Raw genomic sequence first — 22,074 nt, forward strand, 5'->3', positions numbered from 1 at the left:
CATCTTCATGTAAAGTATTCCAATTTTGCATGAGGGAAAAATTTTTCCATATAGGAATAAAGATGGCTCTTAATATCTTCTTCTTCCTCTTTTTGATAAATATACTTCCCTATTCCGTATTTTCCCCATTTATATCTCCTGGCAGTTTCATCCAATTCTAGTTTCGTCATCGGATAATTCTTTTCAATTACCCGCTTAGCTGGTTTCGTAAACCGATGTTGAATAAATTCAAAAGTGATATCATCGCGAGCATCCTGAGGTAATTCTTCATTGAGTCGTTCAAATAAATGATAGTAGCCTTCCTCCCAGCCTTCATGGAGGTAAATGGGGGCAACAATGAATCCTAGCGGATAACCGGCTCTTGCAACTTTTCCGGCTGCCTCAATACGTTTTGCTAGTGGCGAGGTACCAGGTTCGAAATTTTTTATCACATAATCGGCATTAACGCTAAAGCGAAATCTTGTTTTTCCATTATGCTTGGCATCGAGTAGGTGATCCACATAATGAAACTTGGTGACAAAACGGAGCTTCCCTAACTCTGATTTCCCGAAATGTTCAATTGCCCTTTTCAACGTATGGGTTAGATGATCAAGTCCGACAATATCGGATGTACAGGATGCCTCAAATCGAGTCATTTCGGGTGCTCTTTCTTCCATATACTTGTCGGCAGCATCTAAAATGTCCTCAACATTGACGTATGTACGAATATAGGGCTTTGATCCCATCGTTGTTTGCAAATAACAATAATGACAGTGCCCCATGCAGCCTGTTGCAAATGGAATTGCATATTCCGCAGAAGGCTTTGATGTATCAAATTTTAGTGTTTTCCTTATACCAACTACCAGGGTAGATTTGGCTATTCGATACCTTTGGAAATCTGTATCGCCCGGCAGGTTTCTCACTTGATTATGTGAGGTGGTATAACGAATTTCCACATTCATTTTTTCAAACTTCTCCTTCAGTTCCTTCCCCAGTGGATACTCTAGTGCAGCCGGCTCAAAGTAAACAAGCTGCGGCATAAATGGTTTGTTCATATGATGATCCCCATTCTATACATTGCCAAAATACTGTTCATATACCTGCAAAGCATCAGCCTCATTCTGGTAGACAGCCATATCATTCGTTAATGGGTAATAGGTTTCGTAGAGAAAAATAGCCAATTCATCAGGATTATCCGGATGATTGACAACTGCAGCTGCCTGTACATTGGCTACATCCTGTGTATGAGGATTTCGATAAAAAACGTAGACAATGTCACCCGGATTGTAAGAGTGATCATTCTGAGTAAATTCCACAACCAGCACCGTCCATTCAATAGTAATCCAACGAAAAAAACGCCGCTAATGGGCGTAATATCTTTTCTTATGAAGAAGGCTTGTCAGGCAAATTTGTAAGCCCCTCCGCATTAGGATCTGGCTGTCCGTAGCCTGTCACCTTTCCTGCATGCTCCTCATGGTACTTCGAGCCAGAACCCGGCTGGTTGCCTGATGACCCTCTATTTTTCTCTCCATTTGCACGTTTCTGAGTTGACATTAAAACACCTCCTATATGGATTAGGATTCGTTACATTCCAGTTCTTATTCGAGAATAATAAAAATTTACAATTTCCAATTTCTTATTGATATGAAGGTATTTTATTCATTTCCTGGTTAAGAATAGGTAATGACCTTAATTACAGGAGTGAAGAAAAAATGATTCAATTACAAACGGAAATTGAAGGAAAAAGAGCATATTTTGGAGCAGTTCGTGAAATATTACATTCTTTAGGGTGTAGTTTTTGCAGTAATTTTGAGTATGACCAAGGTAAATTCGACGCATTATTGTACCGTGACGGTGGAGATTCTATTTATCTAAGAGTCCCTATTTATGTCGTAGATGGGGCACTAGATCATTCTAATACCTTGGTTGAGTTTGGAACTCCTTTTGTTATCAAGCATGTCGTGAATATTGGATTAGATCATGATGAAAATTCCTTCATGACTGCTACGACTGGACTTGATCAATTTCAAGCACCACTGGATAAAGACGGCTACATTTATGATAAAAGCAGATGGGAGAAAGCTGGTAAAGAAGCGATCCACCAAGTGTACAGTTCGATCAATGGATTATTAGTTTCCTAGGGACCTATTGGGAAGTAAACATTGAAAAGCACCTAGTGATAGGTGCTTTTCAATGTTTACTTCCATCCCTAACTCCCTTTATTTACTGTGTTTCGTCAATTTATCACGATCAACTGCCTCTGGTGGTTCCTCCATCCAGCCTTGGGCAATCATAATGTTAGCCCCATCCTCAACATAATGAGAAATATCCACTAAGAACCGAGCATACATTGCACCTAAATCGCGCCTTCCATTTAATGATGCAGCATTTCCGTATGATCTTATTTTCATTGAAAACATATCAATTTTATGCCAAAGCATCAATTTGTCTGAAAACGGGGCAAATGTACTGGTGCTGACCAAATGATCTAAAAAGGTTGGTGAAGGTAAGTTTTCATTATGTAATTTTTCTGAACAGGCATCAATATGTTTGTTTGTAAGTTCCTTCCCTCTTATAAGAAACTTTTGCACTTGATCTCCTTTGGCCACTTGAGAAAAACCTACCAGTAATGCCTTACTAGTTACATTATTTTCAATATTATCATATAGATGGGCTATCTCCAGTGCATGGAGAGGGCGAACATTCCCTAAAAAGCCATTTAAATAATTTTGTTTTTTAACAAAATCAGTCTTTTGAGGAACGGGAATAACGGGGGGCTTTACTAAGAACCCTTTTGACTCCAGTACCAAGTTAACCTCTGTTATCAATTTGATCGTGGCATCAAGGGTTTCGATAAAAAATTCTCTAATATCATCTCGAACCATTAAAGGAATCGCAATGGAATAAATACTCATCCCTGCTTTCCCTGTATATTTTAAATAATGAAGATAGAACTCATCAGAAAATAACCTCGGTGCACCTAAGTTTACATCTTCTTTGGAAAAACCAACTGGAATGGGAAAGTTGGTTTTCTGAAAGATGACCATTATCTTTTCCAAAATGGTGTCACAAAGACGCAAAGCATTTTCAAGCACTTTTTTTATTTCTTCATCTTCCACATGTTTTAGGTAATAGGTAAGGACCTTTTCTCCCATGGTATTCCCCATATAAGTGGCCCAAAGTTTTCCCATTTCGGCCGATGTCAAGGATTCATTAACAGGAGAATTTATTCTCGAATGAATCTTGATCGGTTTAATTGATTTCATCGCATATGCCCCTTCACCATCATTTTTCTTTAGTTTACTCTGAAGTGGGACATTATATTTCAAAAAAAATAAACGCTGTATTTTGGAGGAACATCTTCTTTATATTATTTCAAATAAAAAGACGAGCCACCAATGATGTCTACATCCTCCCTCGTTTTAATCTCTTCCATTAGTTGAAACAAGGCTTCGTCTTTTCTCTTGGCCTCAATCATGCAATCAATCTGCGGGAGGCTGCCCTTGATTTCTTTTAGAAATTGAAAAAACATTTCCATGTCCACAAAATCTGCATGGTGGCGGAAAGTCTGTTGGCTTTTTGGACTGGAGATATGCATTTTTAATGGAAGGGATGCATTCCTCCATGTTTGGACGACACGAGCCCAATGGTCTTCCCAATGGTCATTTCGATGATGTGCCAAGTGATGATGATAATCGAACACAAGCGGAATATCCAATTTTTCACACAAGTAAAGTGTATCTTCAAGGGTGAACGACGTATCATCATTTTCAAGCATGATCATTTTTTGAATCGACCTAGGCACAACCATCCAATTATCGATAAATCGTTCAAGTGACGTTTCGGTTTCTTTATAATTGCCCCCCACATGCATCACACAACGGTGAGTGGGATCAATCCCCATTCCCTTTAATAATAAATAATGCATCTTCAACGTTTGAATTGAGTTTTTTAAAACATCTTTCTTCATCGAATTGATAAGAACAAAGTGATCAGGATGGAAATCGATTCGTATGTCATGTTCTTTGGCAAAATCGCCAACCTCCCGCAGTTGATTCTGCAATGGCTTTACATAATTCCAATCAAGGAGTTCTTCATGGTTGGCTAGTGGAATAAGACGTGAAGTTAACCGATAGAAATGAATCTCGGACGCAGCATTATGCTTTAAAATTCTAAGTGTATGGTGTAAATTGGACTGCGAAATCCGTTCCAGTTTCCGAATCGCTGCTGCGCGATCATCAATTTTCTGGAATTGGGTAAAGGTCATCGTTTGCGAGGGTGAAGCGTTTTTTAATTCCATGCTCATGGCTACATATCCTAAACGTACGATGGTGGTCATTTATTCACCTCAATCCTTTGCCTTCTCATTACCATTCCACCTCACCGCCGGATAGACGTTTGACTCCCCGGATGGAGGCTATGTCATCAATAAGCTGCAACATCGCCAGGTTCTTCTGCTTCGCTTCAATCATAATGTCAAAGTCTTGATTAAGCTCCTTTGCCATTTTTAAAAAAGGGTGGATGAATTCAAATGAGACAAAATCGGAATGGGAACGATAAACTTGATCTGATTTTGGTGAAGAAATATGAACCTTTGGTATCGTATTCCATGTGTTAAAGATCCGTTGTAAAAATAGCGTAAGGTCAATTTCCCCTTGATTCGCCATATAGTGGTGATAATCAAGAATCATGGGGACCTTTTCTTTTTCACAAGTATTCAAGGTTTCTTTGACATCATAGGTTTTATCATCATTTTCCAGCGTCATCTGCTTCTTTACCTCATGGGGTAATTGTTTTAGATTTTGATGAAAACGGGCTAATGAAGTTTCCTTGTCACCGTAAGCACCGCCGATATGTATATTGATAATCCCTCTTTCTAGTGCATTCATTGCTTCAAGCATTTTATAGTGGAATTCCATATCCTTTACAGCATTCATCGTCACTTCCGCGCGAGGACTTGTGAACAGTGTAAATTGATTCGGATGAAAGCTTGGGCGGAGTTGAAATTGTTGGATCAATTGTCCCAGTTCCTCCCATTCTGTTTTGAAAGGAGTAACAAAATCCCACATGACTTCTGGATGGGTAGCTAAGGGAACTAGGGAGCTAGAAAATCGATATAATTTGATTTCGTGTGCGATATTATAGTGCAAGATTCTTTTTGTATGCTGTAAATTTTTACCCGTTACTGCTTTGAGCTTTTCCATTCGCTCGTGTTTAGGAAGGGCCGAATACCGAGCAAAGGTTAACGCTTTTGATGGACTAGCATCCCATAAACCTAGTGCATTCGCCACATAGCCAAAACGAATTCTCATCATTGGTCCCCTTAGAAATGGTTTTCATTACTAACGATAAAGAGAATGAAATGTTCCTATTAAGTTCTGTCAAATGCTTTTGGCGGTGATTCCATCCACCCTTTTTCAATTAAAATATTTGCCCCATCATCAACGAATAAGCCAATGTTTACAAGAGTTCTTCCGTATAACATGGCTAAGTCTCTTCTACCGTTAACCGCCAATGAGTTTCCAAACGATCTTATCTTCATTGAGAACATGTCCACTTTATGAAATAACATGATTTTATCCGAAAAAGGTGGATAGGTGGACGGTGTAACTAAATGGTCAATATATGACGGAGTTTGCAAGTTTTCGGTGTGAAGTTTTTCCATGTACTGCTTTACCGATTTATCCGTAATGTCCAACCCCCGTTTAAACAAGGCTTTAATCTTTTCATCTTTCACAGTCTGGTAAAATCCTAATAATAACGCCTTACTTGTTGCATTATTCTCAATGTTATCATACAGGTGGGTAATTTCTAATGCATGTAATGGTCTGATATCCCCTACAAACCCATTTAAATAATTTTGCTTTTGAATAAAGTCGCTTCCATTCGGTGTAGGGATTATCGGTGGTTTTGCGATTAATTTCTTTTCAAATAAAACATTATTAATTTGCCCTAAAAAGAGGGACGTACATTGATTGCAATAAACAAAAAATTCCCTAAGATCCTCCCTCATGACTAATGGAACCGCCACTGCGTAAAGGCTTAGTCCGGCCTTTGCCGCATATTTTAAATAGTGCACATAGAAAGCATCTTCATATAAACGCGGGGCACCAAGATTGACATCCTCTTTCGTAAAACCTAATGGTATCGGGAAATCATCTTTCTGAAAAAATCCTTCAATCCTCTTCGTGAAGTCCTTTGATAAGGCTAAACCATTTTCCAACAACGTCCGAATATAGGGATCCTCGCAATGTTGAAGATAATAACTTAATATCTGACTGGACATACTGTTTCCCACGTATGTAGCCCAGAGTTTAGCCATTTCAACAGATGTTAACGGTAGAGACTCATCTAATTCTTTCGTACTTAAATGAATGGGTTTCATTATATCCATTGGATTGATTATATCCATAAGTGATCCCCCTTTTCTCATAATTAAAACTAGGTTTTCCAATCGAATATTCTTATATTCATCAATATTGGTCGTATGTATCCCGCTCAGTTTTCCTTCTTCCAGATCTTTTTTTGCATGATCACTGCAATGAGTCCAATAATCGCAACTACTAATAAACTAACAAATAGACCCATGCGAATATTTGTTTCCATTAATGTTCCGCTAACAGCAGCAAGAATAAGGGCTAATCCTAAAAATGCTAACAATTTTCCGCCTAGTTTAATTTCCAATATATGCAGAGCAGAAATAATGATAAAGGACCAATTGAAAAGAATTAATATGCCTGCTGCGGTCGTAATGTACTCATAGATCTTACCTGGCAGCAACAAGGCGGTGACAATGGAGGCAATTAATCCAATGGTCGCCAGGCTTAAGGATGGAAGTGGGAGTTCTTTACATTTTTTTAGTTTTTTAGAAAACAAGGACGGGGCATCACCACCTTCTGCAAGAGTCACAAGAAGAGTCGTTACCCCAAATAAGGAAGCAGTCATAGTTGAAAATCCGGCTAATATGATAGCCGCATTAAATACATGTGGAAAAAAAGCAAAATGATAGCTATCCAATGCGGTAACAAAGGGGCTTTCCTTTTCCGTAAATGCCCCATGTGCAGCCATGTAGACGGCAAGTCCGATCGAAATGACATATATGATAACTAAGACAATCAACATGATAATACCAGCTTTAGGCGCATCCTCTTTCTTTTTTAATCTCATAGCCATAAGTCCAATAACTTCAATTCCACCATATGCATAAAAGGCATAGATTAAGGAGGACCAAAACCCTTTGTAGCCCCCTGGGAATAATTCTTTTGTTGAATGGGGAAAACCGGGGTGTTTCACATCACCATGGATCCAGCCAAATACGGCAGCCCCAGCCATAATAATAAACATAACGATGGCAGCTGTTTTAATGATCGCTAATACGTTTTCAACTTTATCAAACCCTTTATTTCCCGTAATAACCACTAAAATAGATAGAATGGCATACCCCGTGGCAAAAAGCCATAGAGGAACATTCGGAAACCAAAATCTTGACAGAATGGAAAGTGCAGTCAGCTGACTACCCATAATTAGGATATTGGAGCACCAATAATTCCAACCGCAGCTAAATCCAGCCCAACGTCCATAGGCTTTGTTTGCATAGTAGCAGAATGAACCATCTTGAGGATCCTCAGCCGTCATTTTAGCTAATAGATTATAGACAACGTACGTCCCTAAAGCAGCCAACATAAAAGAAAAGACAACAGACGGACCGGTTACTTCTATCCCAATTGTCGAACCAAGAAAAAAACCTGTTCCAATCGTACAGCCGATCCCGATTAAGGATAACTGCCACCAACTTAAATTTCCTTCCTCACCACCCTTGCTCTTCCCGCCAGCCTTCGGGATAAAAAAATCCATGTGAAACTCCTCCTATGTAGTAATCCTGAAAGAAATACTTTTCAGCATGTACTCTCCCTTTCCGTCATTCCTTCCATATTATTAGCGCCAACAGGGAGTTGGATTCCATGAAAAAATAGACAAAAGGTGGAAAATATCAGTAAATAATACTGGTTAGGGCAAAACTCTTTCCTGTTCCCAATTACAACATCCATATATCCAAAATGCCAAATGAACAAAGCCCCGTCTACATGATTTAAATTCTTAATTAGTTTAGATTACAAAAAGGATGAACATAACGTTCATCCTTTTTGTAATCTAACAATCACCTTGTTTGTTAAGATGCAATGGCGGTGGAACCAACCAGCCTTTTTCCTTATTTAAACGAAGGACCTTTAAACCGAGGGCTGCTTTTTGCATATGGAATTGGCCATACATCATCGCTACATCTTCCCTGATTGATTTCCCCATCACTGCACTAAATGCGACTAATCCTGCTGCGATATCTGCAGACAGTGTTGCTGCGATTGCCGGGTCAGGAATTCTAGCCCCCACCGGGATATCCTCCAAACATGCTTGCGGCGGTTCTGGTGCAGCTGGAGGTAAACCGACCCCATTCTCCTTCAATAATTCTTCCACTTGTTTCTTTTCATGCTGGCATAATTCTACAGCTTCTGCTAATAACTTTTTTAAGTCATCGTCTCCCGCATGGTTACCCATGGTTTGATAACCTGCAATCATTCCATTGCCCGCTAATAATGATGCCCAAAGATCAAAAACCTCACCATAATGCAAAGGCTCTTCCTTAGGATTTCCGCTTAAAATTCCCATTGTTGCCCTCCTTAGTGTATAGGTGAATTTATTCATAACAGTGCCACCTTTCCTAGAGCACAAATGTATTTTGTCCTATAATCCTGTTAATCATTACAAACTTTTTTTACTATTATTTTGAACTTATGTTATGAAGGAATGTTTAGAAATCATCCCATTGTCTATAACTAAATTTAATGGAAGTTAGTGGAGGAAATACATGAGTTATTTGGTTGTATTCGTTGAGTTGATCATTGGTTTTATAGCCCTTTTTATTACCGTTAAAAGCTTAGGAAAAACACAAATTAGTCAGATTACCCCTTTTGACTTTATTTCATCATTGGTATTGGGAGAATTGGTTGGCAGTGCCATCTTTGATGAAAAAACCACGCTGAATGGCAGGTTGGGAAGAATCTTTATTTTCAAAAATATTAAAGTATCAAAAAAAACACTTAAGATGACTAGGCCATCTTAAGTGTTTTTAATCCTTTTTTAATTTTGATAAATCGGTTTCCTCGCCAAATTCGGTAGCATAATTTAAGTTTCCAGTGCCTTGCCGATTTACATCTTTCTCTTCCTTTCGCATTGGCGCAAACAGCAGGCTTATACAAATCAGACCACTTAATCCAACTAGAGAATAGATGACTCTAGATAAAAAGGCATCTTGTCCGCCAAAAATAGTGGCAACTAAATCGAATCTAAATAAACCAATTAACCCCCAATTTATTGCACCTATTATGACTAGTACTAATGCAATTTTGTGTATGAATCTCATGCACTTACACCTCCTTATTTTATTTTTTCTATAAATCCTGTTTTAATGCGAAACACAGAAGACGAGTACGAATGGTACTCGCCCTGCTCTCTAACGGCGGTGTTCTACAAGGTCAATTACACCTAATACCACGTGTGCTAGACCAAAACCAAAAACAGTGTTAGCTACCATTTTATTCGACCCGCGTTTTTGCTTTAATGCATAACCTGTCGCTGTTACTGCAGTGCCTAAAGCAGTTGGAATTAACCCCTCACGAATATTCATCGCAATTCCCCCACATGTCGTTAGTAGGTGTCTAAACACCATTTTTATTCTTACCCGGGTAATTTGAAATATCCTATCCAACATTTTGGAAAAAGGGTAAAAACGGTTTAAACGTGTCCATTAATTCCTGCAATATATTTTTCTTATACCTCAGTATGGTTTCCGCTTATTTTTTGTTTGTGTGATATATATCACAACACTCTTTGGTGAAAATAATTATCATTTACATAGGAAATACTAAATAATACTTTCATTTTGGAGTGATAATGATGAACGAAGCCATGACAACTATTGAAGGTTGGTACTGTTTGCATGATTTTCGGACAATGGATTGGGCTAAGTGGAAGGTTGCTACTGAGGCTGAGCGGGATCAGGCCCTTCATGAATTTAAAGAACTATTACATAAGTGGGAAACCATTGAGGACGAACATAACGGCAGTCACACTGTCTATACCATTGCCGGCAACAAAGCTGACCTTATGTTCATGATTCTAAGACCAACGATGAAAGACCTCATCGAAGTGAAAACAGCCTTCAACAAAACGGCTCTGGCTGATTTTACAAGGCCGGCGTTCTCTTACGTGTCCGTTATTGAAAAAAGCAGTTATTCTGGAATGGCAGCTAATCCATTTGAGAATCCAGCCATGAGAGCTAAACTCTACCCAACTATTCCAAAAATGGATTATATCTGTTTTTATCCGATGAGTAAGCTTCGTGGTGAAAAATCCAACTGGTTCATGCTACCAAAGGAAGACAGAAAAAGATTAATGTTTGAGCATATTGACACCGGAAAGCCTTACTCCGAACAGGTTAAACGAATTGTCACCGGCTCTGTCGGCTTTGATGACTTTGAATGGGGTGTTTCCCTATTTTGCGATGATGCCCTTCAATTCAAAAAATTGATCTATGAAACCAGATTTGATGAAGTGAGCGCTGTATATGGTATTTTTGGCTCATTCTTTATCGGGAATTTGTTAGAGACCGCAGAAGTTAATTCGTTCTTTTGTATGTAATTTTTAAAAATTCGCTTTTTTAGATTCGCTCATAGAAACGAAGCAAGAGCATGTAAATATGTTCTTGCTTTTTGACTTCATTTATACTAAACTCGAACGACAATTTTACCTATGTTCTTACTTGCTTCCATATGCCGATGCGCCTCTTGAATATCCTTAAATGGGAAAACAGTATCGACAATTGGCCGGATTTTTTCCTGATTAAATAAAGACTTTGCTTTGCTTATAAACTCCTCGGTTAACTCTTTCTTATATTGATCCGTTCTTGGTGTTAATAGAGTCCCTTTTATTTGGGCCCTTTTTGCCATAAGCTCCATGATATTCATGTTTTCAACGATTGATCCGCCCAAAATACCAATTAAAACCCAGCGACCATCAATTTTTAAGCTCTTTATGTTTTGCTTCCAATAGGAAGCCCCAATGAAATCAAGAATGACATCAACTCCTTGGTTATTCGTTGCCTTTAATACCTCTTCATCAAAGGACTTCTGCTTATAGTTAATGCCAATATCCGCACCAAGTGATTGACAAAAATCTAGCTTTTCCTGTGACCCAGCTGTCGTGATAATTTTTGCATTGGTCATTTGTTTGACTAATTGGATGGCTGCTGTCCCCACACCACTACCGCCGGCGTGAATGAGTATGGTTTCATGTTGGGCTAGTTCTCCTAACCAGAACAATGTTTGATAGGCGGTTAAGAAAACCTCCGGAATCGCAGCGGCCTCTTCGAATGATAAATGTTCCGGAACCTTCATTGCCCTGTCCGCTGGCATAACCGCATATTCAGCATAACCACCGCCATTTACAAGACCCATGACCCGTGTTCCTACATCGATTATGGCATCTTCAGCAGCTTCCACCACTTCACCAGCCACTTCTATCCCTAAAATCGGATTGGTCATATAACCGGCTTTTCCCTCTCGGGCAACGATATCTGTCCGATTGATGGCAAAAGCTTTTACTTTTATCAATAGTTCACCGGGTTTTATCTTTGGAGCAGGTACATCCTGAACCTGTAATTGTTCCGCTCCTCCAGGTTGATTCACAACAATTGCTTTCATTTTTACCTGTCCCCCCTAAAAATAAATAAACATAAAAACGACTAAAAATGTGTATTCTAGCCGTTCATCTGTCTATTAGGTGTTACCTTTTCTCCATGATAGCAAAATAATTGTTTTCGTTATCAGCAAAATTAAACACTTTACCGCCAGGCATTTGGACCATTTCACCGACTGTAATATTTTTATCCGTAAAATCTTTATATAATTGCTCAAGATTATTGGAGTAAAACATCAGAGATGGTGTACCTAAATGTAACTCTGGCTGCATTTTCGCAATTAATTCCTTATTATGGAGAACGATACTTGTTTCAGCATCCTTTGAAGGCGCAATTTCAATCCATCTCATCCCTTGACCATTATTTTGATCAGAAATAACAACAAAACCTGCCTTTTCTGTCCAAAATTTTACTGTTTCATCTTGGTTATTAACATATACCATAATTTGTCCAACTTTATTAATCATGTACATCTCTCCATTCAACTTTATTATTATCCTTAATTATATTGTGGTAAACAAAAATTTGTCTACTTTTGGTCATCACATGACCGTAAGAAAATGGCGGAAGCCAATCTTCCGCCATTTTTTCATATAATTATTAAGCCCCTGGTGGGCGATTCTCGAAATCGTAGTCAACTGGCTTTGGTGCCACACGTGAATGTTGTAGAGCTGGCGTGTCCGGCCTAGCAATTTGATAGACGGAAGCACCAACAATTTCTGCTGTTTCCTGTAGCTTGTTTTTATCAATTTTATCAATTGTATCCGCTGGGGTATGATACCATGGTTCAAGTGGTGAATGAATAAATAACGCAGCCGGAATTCCTAGGTTATGGAATGGCTCGTGATCACTTCTGCCTAACTGGCCATAGGGTACGACTTCACCAAGTGCGGTTCTTGCACCTGCGGCAGAAGCAAGATCGGTGACTAAATTTTTCTTTCCATCAATCGTATACATGATCAATCCGTTTGCAGCGTTGTCACCGCCGGCGTCCTTACTGCCGATCATGTCCATTTGGAAGTGTGCGACCATTTTATCTGCTTCCTCTGAACTTAGCGTACTAGCGTAATAGCTGGATCCTAACAGACCCTTTTCCTCGGAGCCAAAGGTTGCGAACCGAAGCTCCGTGTCAATTGGCATATTCGCCATAACTCTGGCCAATTCTAGGACTGCAGATACACCAGAAGCGTCATCATTGGCACCAGGGCCTCCTGGAACTGAATCATGGTGCGCTCCAATCATAACAATCTGACCGGTATCCTTGTTTTTATTTGGCTTCATTTTGGCAATGACATTGTAAGAGGTTTTTTCAACCAGACCGGAACCAGATACATTTATTTTAGCTGTTAATGGACCGCCATTTAATTGTTCCACTAATGCTGTTCCTTGCGTTCTGGTGATGGCGACCGCGGGAATATTTTGCCCATAGCTTGCTTGACCAAACGCATTCGATGTACCGCTATTGTTATACATAATAACCCCAACAGCACCTTTATCTAACACATTTTGGATCTTTTCAACAAATGTGTTGTCTCCGCGTTCTATTAGGGCGATTTTCCCTTTAACTGCCTCCGGTACTGTTCCGGCAAAAGCTTTGCCAACATACATAACTTCTGCGGTAACCTCTCCACTATATGATCCTGAAAAAACATATGGCTTTAAATTTTGTCCACCAATTTCTAAGACTCCACTAACATTGTTTCTAATGACATCATAGAATGGGAATGGCTGCAACTCAGTCTCATACCCATACTTCTCAAACTGGCCCTTTATGTACATTGCTCCCTTTAGCTCCCCATCCGTTCCAGCTGCTCGAGGCTGTTCGGACAAAAGTGCGATCGTGTTATACATATTATCCGCACTAATCTTCTTGATAATCTTGTTGTCGAATGCGGATGCGGCATTCGAGTTTGGTGCCCCGCTTGGCCCCTGTGCATATACTCCATTGACACTTAAAACTAGTCCTGCTGTTAAAAAAACTGATGCTACCTTTTTCTTCCTCATTTAAACCCTCCTATTTTTATAAAAATATAAGCAATTCCAGTAGATTATCATTGATTTTACTAGCTTAGTAAACATTAATAGTTATACAAAAACCAACGATAATCTACGTTTGCTAGTACATTTTTACTAGTAAGATAGTAGTTAGAGGGAGAATTAAGTCGAGTAACAAAGAACGAGCAAGAAATGATAGGAATTAATACATTGGTTTTTGAACAGGAGTATTGTAGGTATTTTGTAGTCTGCTTACATTGGTTATCCCTTATTGAAGAGGTAGTTGTCTACATTACTAAAAAAAGCAGGATTATGAGAAACGGTCACGTAGCAGTGTTCTACGTGACTGAATGGAGCATGAACATGGAATAAGGTACCGTACTGGTACCAATGTATGCTATGATAAAGGAAAATTGTGGATAATTGATTTAAGAAAGGATTGATTCCTGATGCAAATTGAATTTGGGAATACCACCATACATCTTTTACCTATCCTTACTTTCGCTATTTTTGCAATAATCCTATATTCGTTATGGAGATGGAGTAAGGAATTAGAGAATCGAAGTTTTACTGTTTTTCTCTATTTCTTGGTTAGTATTTATACTGCCCCAATCTATTCACAATCCATGTCAAATGGCGGTAAATTTGAATTATGGGTTCCATTGGGATTTATTGTTGTGTGGGTTTACCAATACGCAAATAAGAAAAATCATCCCGCGAAAATGAAGGCAAGCTTAGTAGGTTTGGCTGTAGCGTTATGTAAGCTAATCGATGTGTATCGCGACATGCTATTTTAATATTTTATCCTCTGTGAAAATAAGGCTCATTCCAAAGGAACAAGCCGCTTTGAACTCCAATAAAATGGAAGTAGATCAATCGACCGGATATGTTAATTTAATGGGGTGAGGTACAATTGGGAACCATAGATGGAAAAACGTTTATCGATCGAATCGATCAAATGAAAACAGAAATTTGGGTTGACGGGGAAAAAATTGCAGGTATGCTTTCGAAACATCCTGCCTTTAAAGGAATACTTCAGACAAAAGCCGTTCTTTATGATTTGCAAAATGACCCAAATATAAGAAATCAGATGACGTTCCAAGCCACTGAAAAGGGGGATCCCATCGGGCTTTCCTATCTGCAGCCAAAAACGAAAGAAGACTTAAAAAGACGAAGAAAGATGATGGAACGTTGGGCCCAACACACTCATGGCTTGATGGGGAGAAGTCCGGACTATATGAACACAGTAATTATGAGCTTTGCCTCCTCTTCCGCTGCCCTATTAAAAGGGAAGAAAAATTGTTTTCCTGAAAACATTCTCGCATTATATGAAAAAGCTCGAGAACAAGACCTTTCGTTTACCCATACGTTTATTACGCCACAAATAAATCGCTCACAATATCATTTTCATTATTCAAAAGAGCCAATCTCCGCTAAGATGATAGATAAAAATGAACAAGGAATTGTGATTAAGGGCGCCCGCCTTCTTGCTACCCAAGGGGGCATAACCGATGAAGTATTGGTCTATACGGCGCCAAGGAAGTTCATGGAGTCAGAAGAAGCATTTGCCTTTTCTATACCTTCCGACACAAAAGGATTAAAGTTTATTTGCAGGGAATCGTTTGTTGGCGGTGAGTCTCATTTTAATTATCCCTTAAGCTCTCGATATGAGGAAATGGATTCACTAGTCGTTTTTGATAATGTGTTAGTTCCATGGGATCGTGTTTTTTTTTACGATAATGTCGAGGCGTCAAGTGATTTCATGTTTCTTAGCTCATTTCACCACTTTGCCACCCATCAAGTCCTAACAAGGCAAATTGTCAAAACAGAATTTATTCTAGGGCTGGCTGAAGTGTTAGTGGAGACAATAAATGTCCAAGAATACCAACATATCCAAGAAAAACTTTCAGAAATCATCATCGGCCTTGAAACCATGAAAGCACTGGTCGAGAAGTCTGAAAATGACGCAACTCTCGATGAGTGGGGCTATATGCGCCCAAGTTTACTTCCCCTTCAAGTCGCCACTAATATTTTTCCCAAAATATATCCTCGTTTCTGCGAGATTATTCAATTGATAGGTGCCAGCGGTATGGTAACATTGCCAACTGAATCGGCATTCGAATCTGAAATCAAAGCAGATCTTGACCACTATCTTCAAGGGGTAAACAAACCGGCTGATGAACGTGTGAAACTTTTTCGATTAGCATGGGATCTTACCATGAGTTCATTCGGCACAAGGCAAACCCAATATGAAAGATATTTTTTTGGCGACCCGATTCAATTAGCGAGCAATCTATATAACCACTATCCGTTAGATGAATATGTAAAGAAAATAAATGAATTTCTTACTTCTTCGTAAAAAGAAGAAAAACCCCGGTTCTTATGAGCCGGGGTTCCTTTCTTTATACCAACTGTACGTAGGTGGCAACATTAAGCTGCTTTTTTAATCTCAATTTTTTTTCCATCTTTACGCCACTTCTTGAATTCAGCTGTTGCTGTGAAAAGGACGTCCGTAGATGAATTAAGGGCTGTTTCAAAGGAATCTTGCAATACACCAATGATAAAGCCTACTCCAACAACCTGCATGGCAACATCATTTGGAATTCCGAAAAGACTGCAAGCTAGTGGAATCAGTAAGAGGGATCCACCTGCTACACCAGAAGCACCACAGGCACAAACAGCTGATAGGACACTAAGAATGATAGCTGTAGGGATGTCCACGTGAATGCCTAAAGTATGAACCGCTGCAAGTGTCAAAACAGAAATCGTAACGGCTGCACCCGCCATATTAATAGTTGCACCTAATGGAATGGAGACAGAATACGTATCTTTATTCAAGCCTAGGTTTTCACATAATTTCATATTTACCGGAATATTCGCTGCCGAACTGCGGGTAAAGAATGCGGTAATACCACTTTCCCTGATACACTTGAATACAAGTGGGTATGGGTTTTGACGAATGGCCACAAACACCATGATTGGGTTCACAACCAATGCCACAAACAGCATACATCCAACCAAAACAGCAAGTAATTTTCCATAGCTTAGTAATGACTCAATCCCATTTGTCGTAATCGAGTCAATCACAAGTCCCATGATGCCAAGTGGGGCAAACTTGATGACCCATGTAACCATTTTGGATACGGCATCTGAAAAATTTGAAATCATCGTTTTCGTTGTAGCTGGTGCATTTCGTAATGCCATGCCAAGGACTACCGCCCAAGCTAAAATGCCGATATAGTTGGCATTATAAATAGCTTTGACAGGATTATCAACCACATTCAATAATAATGTTTTAAGAACCTCTACAACACCGCCAGGAGCTGTTAAATCCTCAGCACCCTTTGCAAGTGTTAGGTTTACAGGAACAATATAGCTTACCACAACGGCGATTAACCCTGCTAAAAAGGTACCTAATAGATAAAGACTAATAATTGATTTCATGTTTGTCTGTTGACCGCTCTTATGCTGTGCTATAGCTGACATGACCAAGAATAGAACAAGAACTGGAGCAATCGCTTTAAGTGCCCCTACAAATAAGGAACCTAAAATGACCACTGGCTTTGCTGCTTCTGGGATCAATACCGCCAGGATAATACCAACAATTAAACCGATAATGATTTGTTTGACCAAGCTTAATTGATTCCATTTCTTCATCAGATTTTTCATAGATGTTCCCCCCATAGTCTAAGAAAATAGCAAGATTCCAAAGAGACTAGCTTTCTCAGCTAAATTATTATTTTAACTAATAGTATTATAATGAATATTTAGATATATTACAATATCATTTTTAAGCCACTCTTATCATGCTATCATTTTCGAATGCTAAAATGAAGGGATTCAATAGACAGTTCATTTTTTAAACCGAGGATAAACTGAATAGTATCGATTACTATATCTTGCAGTGCTTTATTTTCCGTTAGTAAATATAGGACCTTTTAAAAAATGAAAAAGCCCTAAAAAAGGGCCTTTTTTATTTCAAGAAATAAAGTTACTTACCTTTAATTAATAAAAACAAGTTGCACCAATGATGATTAACAAGATGAACAATACAACGATTAAGGCAAAGCCTCCGCCGTATCCAAAACCGCCGCCGTATCCAAAGCCGCCACAGCCGCCTCCGAATCCTCCATATCCGTACATACTTTTCCCCCCTTTCAATCAGCTTTTAATTGGTTAATAGTATCCTCCAAATCCTCCGCCCATAAAGGACGCACCAATAATTATGAGAAGGATAAACAATACAACCACTAAAGCAAAGCCTCCGCCTGCTCCTGCACCATCCATATAACAAACCCCCTTTTCACCGACTTACTACAAAGTATGTTTAAAGTGAAAATGTGTAAGGGCTCTTCCAAGCAGAAAGATTGGTTTTATAAGGGGTGGGAGTGATTTTTCCTTCAAAAAAATAATAATCTTCATAAAAAAAAAGCTGACGAGGCAGCTTTTTTAACGATTGTTTGAAAGGAAATACCTATGCAAATACTTCACTGGACTTCATTAAATTTTTTCTTGCCGTACTATACTCTTGATGAAGCTTGTCGACATATACGGCTGTACTCGAGATCTCATTGATAACGCCAATCCCCTGTCCACTTCCCCAAATATCTTTCCAGGCCTTCGCCTTTCCATCTCCGCCAAAATTCATTTTGGTTGGATCACTTTCAGGGAGTGCTTCAGGATCCAGGCCGGCAGCTCGGATTGAAGATGCAAGATAGTTCCCATGGATACCGGTGAATAGATTACTATAGACAATATCATCAGAAGTGGAATCCACAATGGCCTGCTTATATTCCTCTGCTGCCCTCGCTTCTTCTGTAGCAATAAATGGTGATCCAATGTAAGCAAAATCTGCACCCATCGCTTGAGCGGCAAGAATCGCGTTTCCATTAGCGATAGACCCAGATAAAGCGAGCGGACCCTTAAACCATTGACGGATTTCCTGAATTAACGCAAACGGGCTCTTGACTCCAGCATGACCACCCGCACCGGTCGCAACTGCAATCAAACCATCTGCTCCTTTTTCGATGGCCTTATGTGCAAACTTGTTATTGATGACATCGTGAAAAACAACGCCTCCATAGCTATGGGCAGCCACATTAATTTCTTCGCGTGCCCCTAAGGAAGAAATGATAATTGGAACTTTATATTTCACACATAATTCCATATCATGCTCAAGGCGATCATTGCTCTTGTGAACAATCTGATTAATCGCAAATGGGGCAGCTGGACGCTCTGGGTTACGAGCATTGTAGTCTGCTAGCTCCTCTGTGATTTCCGCTAGCCATTCATCAAGCTGGGCGGCGGGTCTTGCATTCAGTGCAGGCATCGAGCCAACAACCCCTGCCTTACATTGCTCAATGACTAGTTTTGGAGTACTAATAATAAACATCGGTGCTCCAATGACAGGAATCCTCAAGTTAGCAAGGATTGACGGAATATTTGACATATGTATACAACTCCTCTACTCATATTAGAATAATAATTTGCTAGTTTAAATCAAAAGATAAATAATAGAAAACGTTTACTTTAGTAAAAACTTACCATATGAGAGGAACACAGTCAATTTATTTCAGAAATTTCGGAAAATCATTTTATTTTAATGTTATAGTGGAAAAATGATGCCTGTCCCCCTTATTGCTCTGGGGTACAGGCATTACTATTTAGTCCACAATTTTCGCAAAGTCCGCAATTGTTGTGGAATTCTTTACGTAAATCCGTGGTAAATAATAGAGCTCATCTTTTATGCCTTTTTCGATAAATAATTCGGGTGTGGTGGTAAGTCCAAATGAGTAGTATTTCTTCGTTTCCAGAACGACCTTTTTATTGAAGCTTCCATATGGATAACTTAGGGCAAATACGGGTTTACCGGTTATCCTCTCAATCCTTTCTTTGGAATCTTTCAATTCATGTTCATAATTGTTTATTTTGGTTAAATCGGGATGTGTTGCTGTATGAGACTGAATGGAAAAATACCCAGACTCCGCAAATATTTTTAAATCCGTAATAGATAACCGATTGGAATGACCAATAAAATCAGAGATCACAAAAATGGTAGCCTTAGGTTTAAAATGGGTCGATTCTAGTTTTTGGAAAACGGTTAAGACATTTTTATTATTTTTGTACCCATCATCAAAGGTAAGTAGAATCGGTTTAGTTACTTTACTCCTATCGCTCCAGTGTTCGAACGATAATAGCGTAAACCCATGGTCCCGTAAGTACGTTATTTGTTTTTCAAAATTTTCTGGCGTGACATATAACTCCTTTGATCCTGTACCGTTAAACTCTGCAATCGAATGATACACTAAGATCGGCACATGCTGCTTCGCGGAAGCTAGTGTCGGAAATCCAAGAAAAATGGAAAAGAGCAGGATGGATAAGTACTTCTTCATCCAAAACACCACCTTAAAAAAGTCTCCTCGTTAGTATTCCGTTAAAATTAATTTCTATCATAATCAAAAAAGTGCCTGAATCATCTCAGGCACTTCAAATATTTTTATACCTTAGGTTAATCAGCATCTTACTCAATTATGTGTCCGCTGATGATAATCCTTTTCAATTCCCTCTTTCCAGCTTCGATCAATCTTTTTGCCACTTCGCAGGTTGAGGACCGCTTCATTTACAGCCGCATAGTTTAACTGCGTACCGACATGGTCAGCATGGTACTCCACAGCAAAGTCCTCATCGATTCCAAATTCAGCAGCGGTTGAGACGGCGTCGATATTAGCACCAAGAAACATGAACTCCCAGCCATATTTATCTTTTTGCAGCTGAACCATTTTTTTGATTTTGTCCGGTGAATATTCCTGACTAGCATTTTCCATTCCATCCGTTGTAATGACAAACAGGACCTTTTCAGCACGTTCATCCTCACTTGTTCGCTTTTGAACATTAGCTATTTTTTGAATCGTAAAACCAATCGCATCTAATAATGCGGTCGTGCCGCAGACTTCATAATCACTTTCCGTAATAGGTGATATTCCTCTTACATTCAGACGATCATGCAATAATTCGTACTGGTGATTAAACAATGCGGTTGTCACCAAGGCTTCCCCTTCCGCATTTTGTTGTTTCATCAGCATCGCATTAAACCCGCCAATTGTATCTGACTCCAGCCCTGCCATCGAACCACTTTTATCTAAAATAAACACTAATTCAGTTACATTTTTTTTCATCCTATTCATCCTCCGTTGGTTAATAAACTAAGGATATCAAGGATTCCATAAAAAAAGGTCGCTTCGAAAGCGACATTTTAGGCACCAAGTAGTGGCTGATCAAATGTGAATAAGACCTGATTAATTTCATGGATATTGTAATTGGCTTTTTGAATAAAGAACTCAATAATGACATCAAATTTGCTGCTGCGTGACAAGGTATACCCTGCAGTATTCAGCAAATCGAGCGTTTCCATTAACGTTAATTGCAGGGCGATGGCAAAGGCAATAGCCGTTTTCTTCGTTGGAGTATAATTTATGCCATTGCGAATTTTCGAGAATAATTTACGGTCAATATTCGCTCTTTTATACGTCTCAACATCGGTCATTCCCTTTTGATCAATGAATCGAAGCAATCGCTCGGAGAACGATTCATCAAGTTGCTCTAACATATCAACTAAAGAATAATTGGCTTCTTTTAAGAGATCCTCCTGAAAAATTTCGGAATCCAGCTTTTGTTCCAATATATAACGTTCATCCATTTTACGTGGATAACTGATTTCCGCATCCTCAACATAATGCTCATCAATATATTGATGAATGGAAGAAAACAGCTTCTTTCCAATGGAGAAAGAATTTTTATCAAAAACAACGAGATAAACGAGCATATCATGTTGTAATATAAATGAACTAATGGCGGAAACTGCGATTTGTAAGGCTTCCTCTTTTGGAAAGCCGTACATTCCTGTCGATAGTAACGGAAACGCGATGGATTCACATTGATGTTTATAGGCGAGATCCATAGCGTTTATGTAAGATGACTTTAACAGGGCTGCTTCTTTGTTTCCTCCCCCATTCCAAATTGGACCTGGAGTATGTATGATAAATTTGGCATCCAATTGGAATCCGTTCGTTATGACAGCTTCTCCGGCCCTGCATCCTCCGAGTTGATCGCAAGCCCTTTGTAATTCTTGGATACCTGCAGCCTGAAATATAGCTCCACAAACACCACCACCCATTTTTAATGAGGTATTGGCAGCATTCACAATTGCATCTACTGTCATTTTTGTAATATCATGGCGAACGATTTCTAGTGTCATACGATTTTCCCCATTCTCACAAAATAAATCATCCGTTTCTTTCTATTATCATAACACGTCCCATGTGGGCGGTTCTAGTGGCTTTTGTGACTAC

The 22,074-nt window shown here is 39.1% G+C and carries 25 protein-coding genes and 1 pseudogene; 5 read left to right on the forward strand and 21 right to left on the reverse strand.

The window, feature by feature from the left end; genetic code table 11:
* Positions 1-5: 5 nt before the first annotated feature.
* From splB to G6554_RS13995, 3 genes are all read right to left on the reverse strand, one after another.
* Complete coding sequence (splB, locus tag G6554_RS13985; protein WP_166242866.1) at positions 6-1,034, reverse strand: spore photoproduct lyase; 1,029 nt, start codon at positions 1,032-1,034, stop codon at positions 6-8.
* 15 nt (positions 1,035-1,049) lie between these two features.
* Positions 1,050-1,295, reverse strand: coding sequence for a transcriptional regulator SplA domain-containing protein (locus G6554_RS13990; RefSeq protein ID WP_166242868.1), 246 nt, complete (start codon positions 1,293-1,295; stop codon positions 1,050-1,052).
* A 67-nt stretch (positions 1,296-1,362) separates the two neighbouring features.
* Complete coding sequence (locus G6554_RS13995; protein WP_166242870.1) at positions 1,363-1,533, reverse strand: hypothetical protein; 171 nt, start codon at positions 1,531-1,533, stop codon at positions 1,363-1,365.
* 158 nt (positions 1,534-1,691) lie between these two features.
* Here G6554_RS13995 and G6554_RS14000 point away from each other — a divergent pair, with 158 nt between their 5' ends.
* Positions 1,692-2,120, forward strand: coding sequence for a YugN family protein (locus G6554_RS14000; RefSeq protein ID WP_166242872.1), 429 nt, complete (start codon positions 1,692-1,694; stop codon positions 2,118-2,120).
* 78 nt (positions 2,121-2,198) lie between these two features.
* On the opposite strand, the gene G6554_RS14005 is transcribed toward G6554_RS14000, so the two are convergent.
* From G6554_RS14005 to G6554_RS14030, 6 genes are all read right to left on the reverse strand, one after another.
* Positions 2,199-3,245: a DUF3231 family protein gene (locus G6554_RS14005; protein ID WP_166242874.1), complete on the reverse strand. Its 1,047-nt coding sequence runs from the start codon at positions 3,243-3,245 to the stop codon at positions 2,199-2,201.
* 104 nt (positions 3,246-3,349) lie between these two features.
* Entirely contained in the window at positions 3,350-4,318 is a 969-nt protein-coding gene (gene uvsE / locus G6554_RS14010) for a UV DNA damage repair endonuclease UvsE (protein WP_166242876.1), read from the reverse strand.
* Positions 4,319-4,346: 28 nt separating this feature from the next.
* Positions 4,347-5,291: a UV DNA damage repair endonuclease UvsE gene (gene uvsE / locus G6554_RS14015; protein ID WP_166242976.1), complete on the reverse strand. Its 945-nt coding sequence runs from the start codon at positions 5,289-5,291 to the stop codon at positions 4,347-4,349.
* Positions 5,292-5,350: 59 nt separating this feature from the next.
* The gene (locus G6554_RS14020) at positions 5,351-6,391 is read right to left on the reverse strand and encodes a DUF3231 family protein (protein ID WP_242637791.1); all 1,041 of its coding nucleotides are present in this window, start codon (positions 6,389-6,391) and stop codon (positions 5,351-5,353) included.
* Positions 6,392-6,477: 86 nt separating this feature from the next.
* Positions 6,478-7,833: an amino acid permease gene (locus G6554_RS14025; protein ID WP_166242878.1), complete on the reverse strand. Its 1,356-nt coding sequence runs from the start codon at positions 7,831-7,833 to the stop codon at positions 6,478-6,480.
* 297 nt (positions 7,834-8,130) lie between these two features.
* Positions 8,131-8,643, reverse strand: coding sequence for a DUF3231 family protein (locus G6554_RS14030; RefSeq protein ID WP_166242880.1), 513 nt, complete (start codon positions 8,641-8,643; stop codon positions 8,131-8,133).
* 199 nt (positions 8,644-8,842) lie between these two features.
* Between G6554_RS14030 and G6554_RS14035 the strand changes: the two are divergent.
* A pseudogene (locus tag G6554_RS14035) lies at positions 8,843-9,016 on the forward strand (DUF421 domain-containing protein); the annotation flags it as partial.
* An 87-nt stretch (positions 9,017-9,103) separates the two neighbouring features.
* Here G6554_RS14035 and G6554_RS14040 read toward each other — a convergent pair.
* Together G6554_RS14040 and G6554_RS14045 are read right to left on the reverse strand one after the other, a co-directional pair.
* A complete protein-coding gene (locus tag G6554_RS14040; protein ID WP_166242882.1) occupies positions 9,104-9,397 on the reverse strand; it encodes a DUF378 domain-containing protein in 294 nt (97 codons plus the stop codon).
* A gap of 90 nt (positions 9,398-9,487) precedes the next feature.
* Positions 9,488-9,661, reverse strand: a complete 174-nt coding sequence (locus G6554_RS14045; RefSeq protein ID WP_149870190.1) for an asparagine synthase — start codon at positions 9,659-9,661, stop codon at positions 9,488-9,490.
* Between the two features lie 269 nt (positions 9,662-9,930).
* Here G6554_RS14045 and hemQ point away from each other — a divergent pair, with 269 nt between their 5' ends.
* The gene (gene hemQ, locus G6554_RS14050; protein WP_166242980.1) at positions 9,931-10,674 is read left to right on the forward strand and encodes a hydrogen peroxide-dependent heme synthase; all 744 of its coding nucleotides are present in this window, start codon (positions 9,931-9,933) and stop codon (positions 10,672-10,674) included.
* 86 nt (positions 10,675-10,760) lie between these two features.
* Here hemQ and G6554_RS14055 read toward each other — a convergent pair whose 3' ends face one another.
* From G6554_RS14055 to G6554_RS14065, 3 genes are all read right to left on the reverse strand, one after another.
* On the reverse strand, positions 10,761-11,735 hold the full coding sequence (locus G6554_RS14055; RefSeq protein WP_166242884.1) for an NAD(P)H-quinone oxidoreductase: 975 nt from the start codon (positions 11,733-11,735) through the stop codon (positions 10,761-10,763).
* A gap of 82 nt (positions 11,736-11,817) precedes the next feature.
* Positions 11,818-12,198 (reverse strand): VOC family protein, encoded by a 381-nt coding sequence (locus G6554_RS14060; RefSeq protein WP_166242885.1) that lies wholly within the window; start codon positions 12,196-12,198, stop codon positions 11,818-11,820.
* 133 nt (positions 12,199-12,331) lie between these two features.
* Complete coding sequence (locus tag G6554_RS14065; protein ID WP_166242887.1) at positions 12,332-13,735, reverse strand: M28 family peptidase; 1,404 nt, start codon at positions 13,733-13,735, stop codon at positions 12,332-12,334.
* 440 nt (positions 13,736-14,175) lie between these two features.
* Here G6554_RS14065 and G6554_RS14070 point away from each other — a divergent pair, with 440 nt between their 5' ends.
* On the forward strand, positions 14,176-14,523 hold the full coding sequence (locus G6554_RS14070) for a hypothetical protein (RefSeq protein WP_166242889.1): 348 nt from the start codon (positions 14,176-14,178) through the stop codon (positions 14,521-14,523).
* 116 nt (positions 14,524-14,639) lie between these two features.
* Entirely contained in the window at positions 14,640-16,085 is a 1,446-nt protein-coding gene (gene hpaB, locus G6554_RS14075) for a 4-hydroxyphenylacetate 3-monooxygenase, oxygenase component (RefSeq protein ID WP_166242891.1), read from the forward strand.
* 71 nt (positions 16,086-16,156) lie between these two features.
* Here hpaB and sstT read toward each other — a convergent pair whose 3' ends face one another.
* The 7 genes from sstT to G6554_RS14110 form a co-directional block, all read right to left on the reverse strand.
* Entirely contained in the window at positions 16,157-17,395 is a 1,239-nt protein-coding gene (gene sstT, locus G6554_RS14080) for a serine/threonine transporter SstT (protein WP_166242893.1), read from the reverse strand.
* Between the two features lie 336 nt (positions 17,396-17,731).
* Positions 17,732-17,869, reverse strand: coding sequence for a YjcZ family sporulation protein (locus tag G6554_RS14085; protein WP_166242895.1), 138 nt, complete (start codon positions 17,867-17,869; stop codon positions 17,732-17,734).
* A 33-nt stretch (positions 17,870-17,902) separates the two neighbouring features.
* The gene (locus G6554_RS14090; protein ID WP_166242897.1) at positions 17,903-18,013 is read right to left on the reverse strand and encodes a YjcZ family sporulation protein; all 111 of its coding nucleotides are present in this window, start codon (positions 18,011-18,013) and stop codon (positions 17,903-17,905) included.
* 187 nt (positions 18,014-18,200) lie between these two features.
* Positions 18,201-19,175, reverse strand: a complete 975-nt coding sequence (locus G6554_RS14095; protein WP_166242899.1) for an NAD(P)H-dependent flavin oxidoreductase — start codon at positions 19,173-19,175, stop codon at positions 18,201-18,203.
* 214 nt (positions 19,176-19,389) lie between these two features.
* On the reverse strand, positions 19,390-20,118 hold the full coding sequence (locus G6554_RS14100) for a polysaccharide deacetylase family protein (protein ID WP_166242901.1): 729 nt from the start codon (positions 20,116-20,118) through the stop codon (positions 19,390-19,392).
* Between the two features lie 132 nt (positions 20,119-20,250).
* Positions 20,251-20,901 carry a vWA domain-containing protein gene (locus G6554_RS14105; protein ID WP_166242904.1) on the reverse strand — a complete coding sequence of 217 codons (651 nt, stop codon included), beginning with the start codon at positions 20,899-20,901 and terminating at the stop codon, positions 20,251-20,253.
* A gap of 77 nt (positions 20,902-20,978) precedes the next feature.
* Positions 20,979-21,980, reverse strand: coding sequence for a macro domain-containing protein (locus G6554_RS14110; protein ID WP_166242906.1), 1,002 nt, complete (start codon positions 21,978-21,980; stop codon positions 20,979-20,981).
* Positions 21,981-22,074 lie beyond the last annotated feature (94 nt).

This window comes from Bacillus sp. MM2020_4 (assembly GCF_011250555.1).
Lineage (GTDB): Bacteria > Bacillota > Bacilli > Bacillales > Cytobacillaceae > Neobacillus.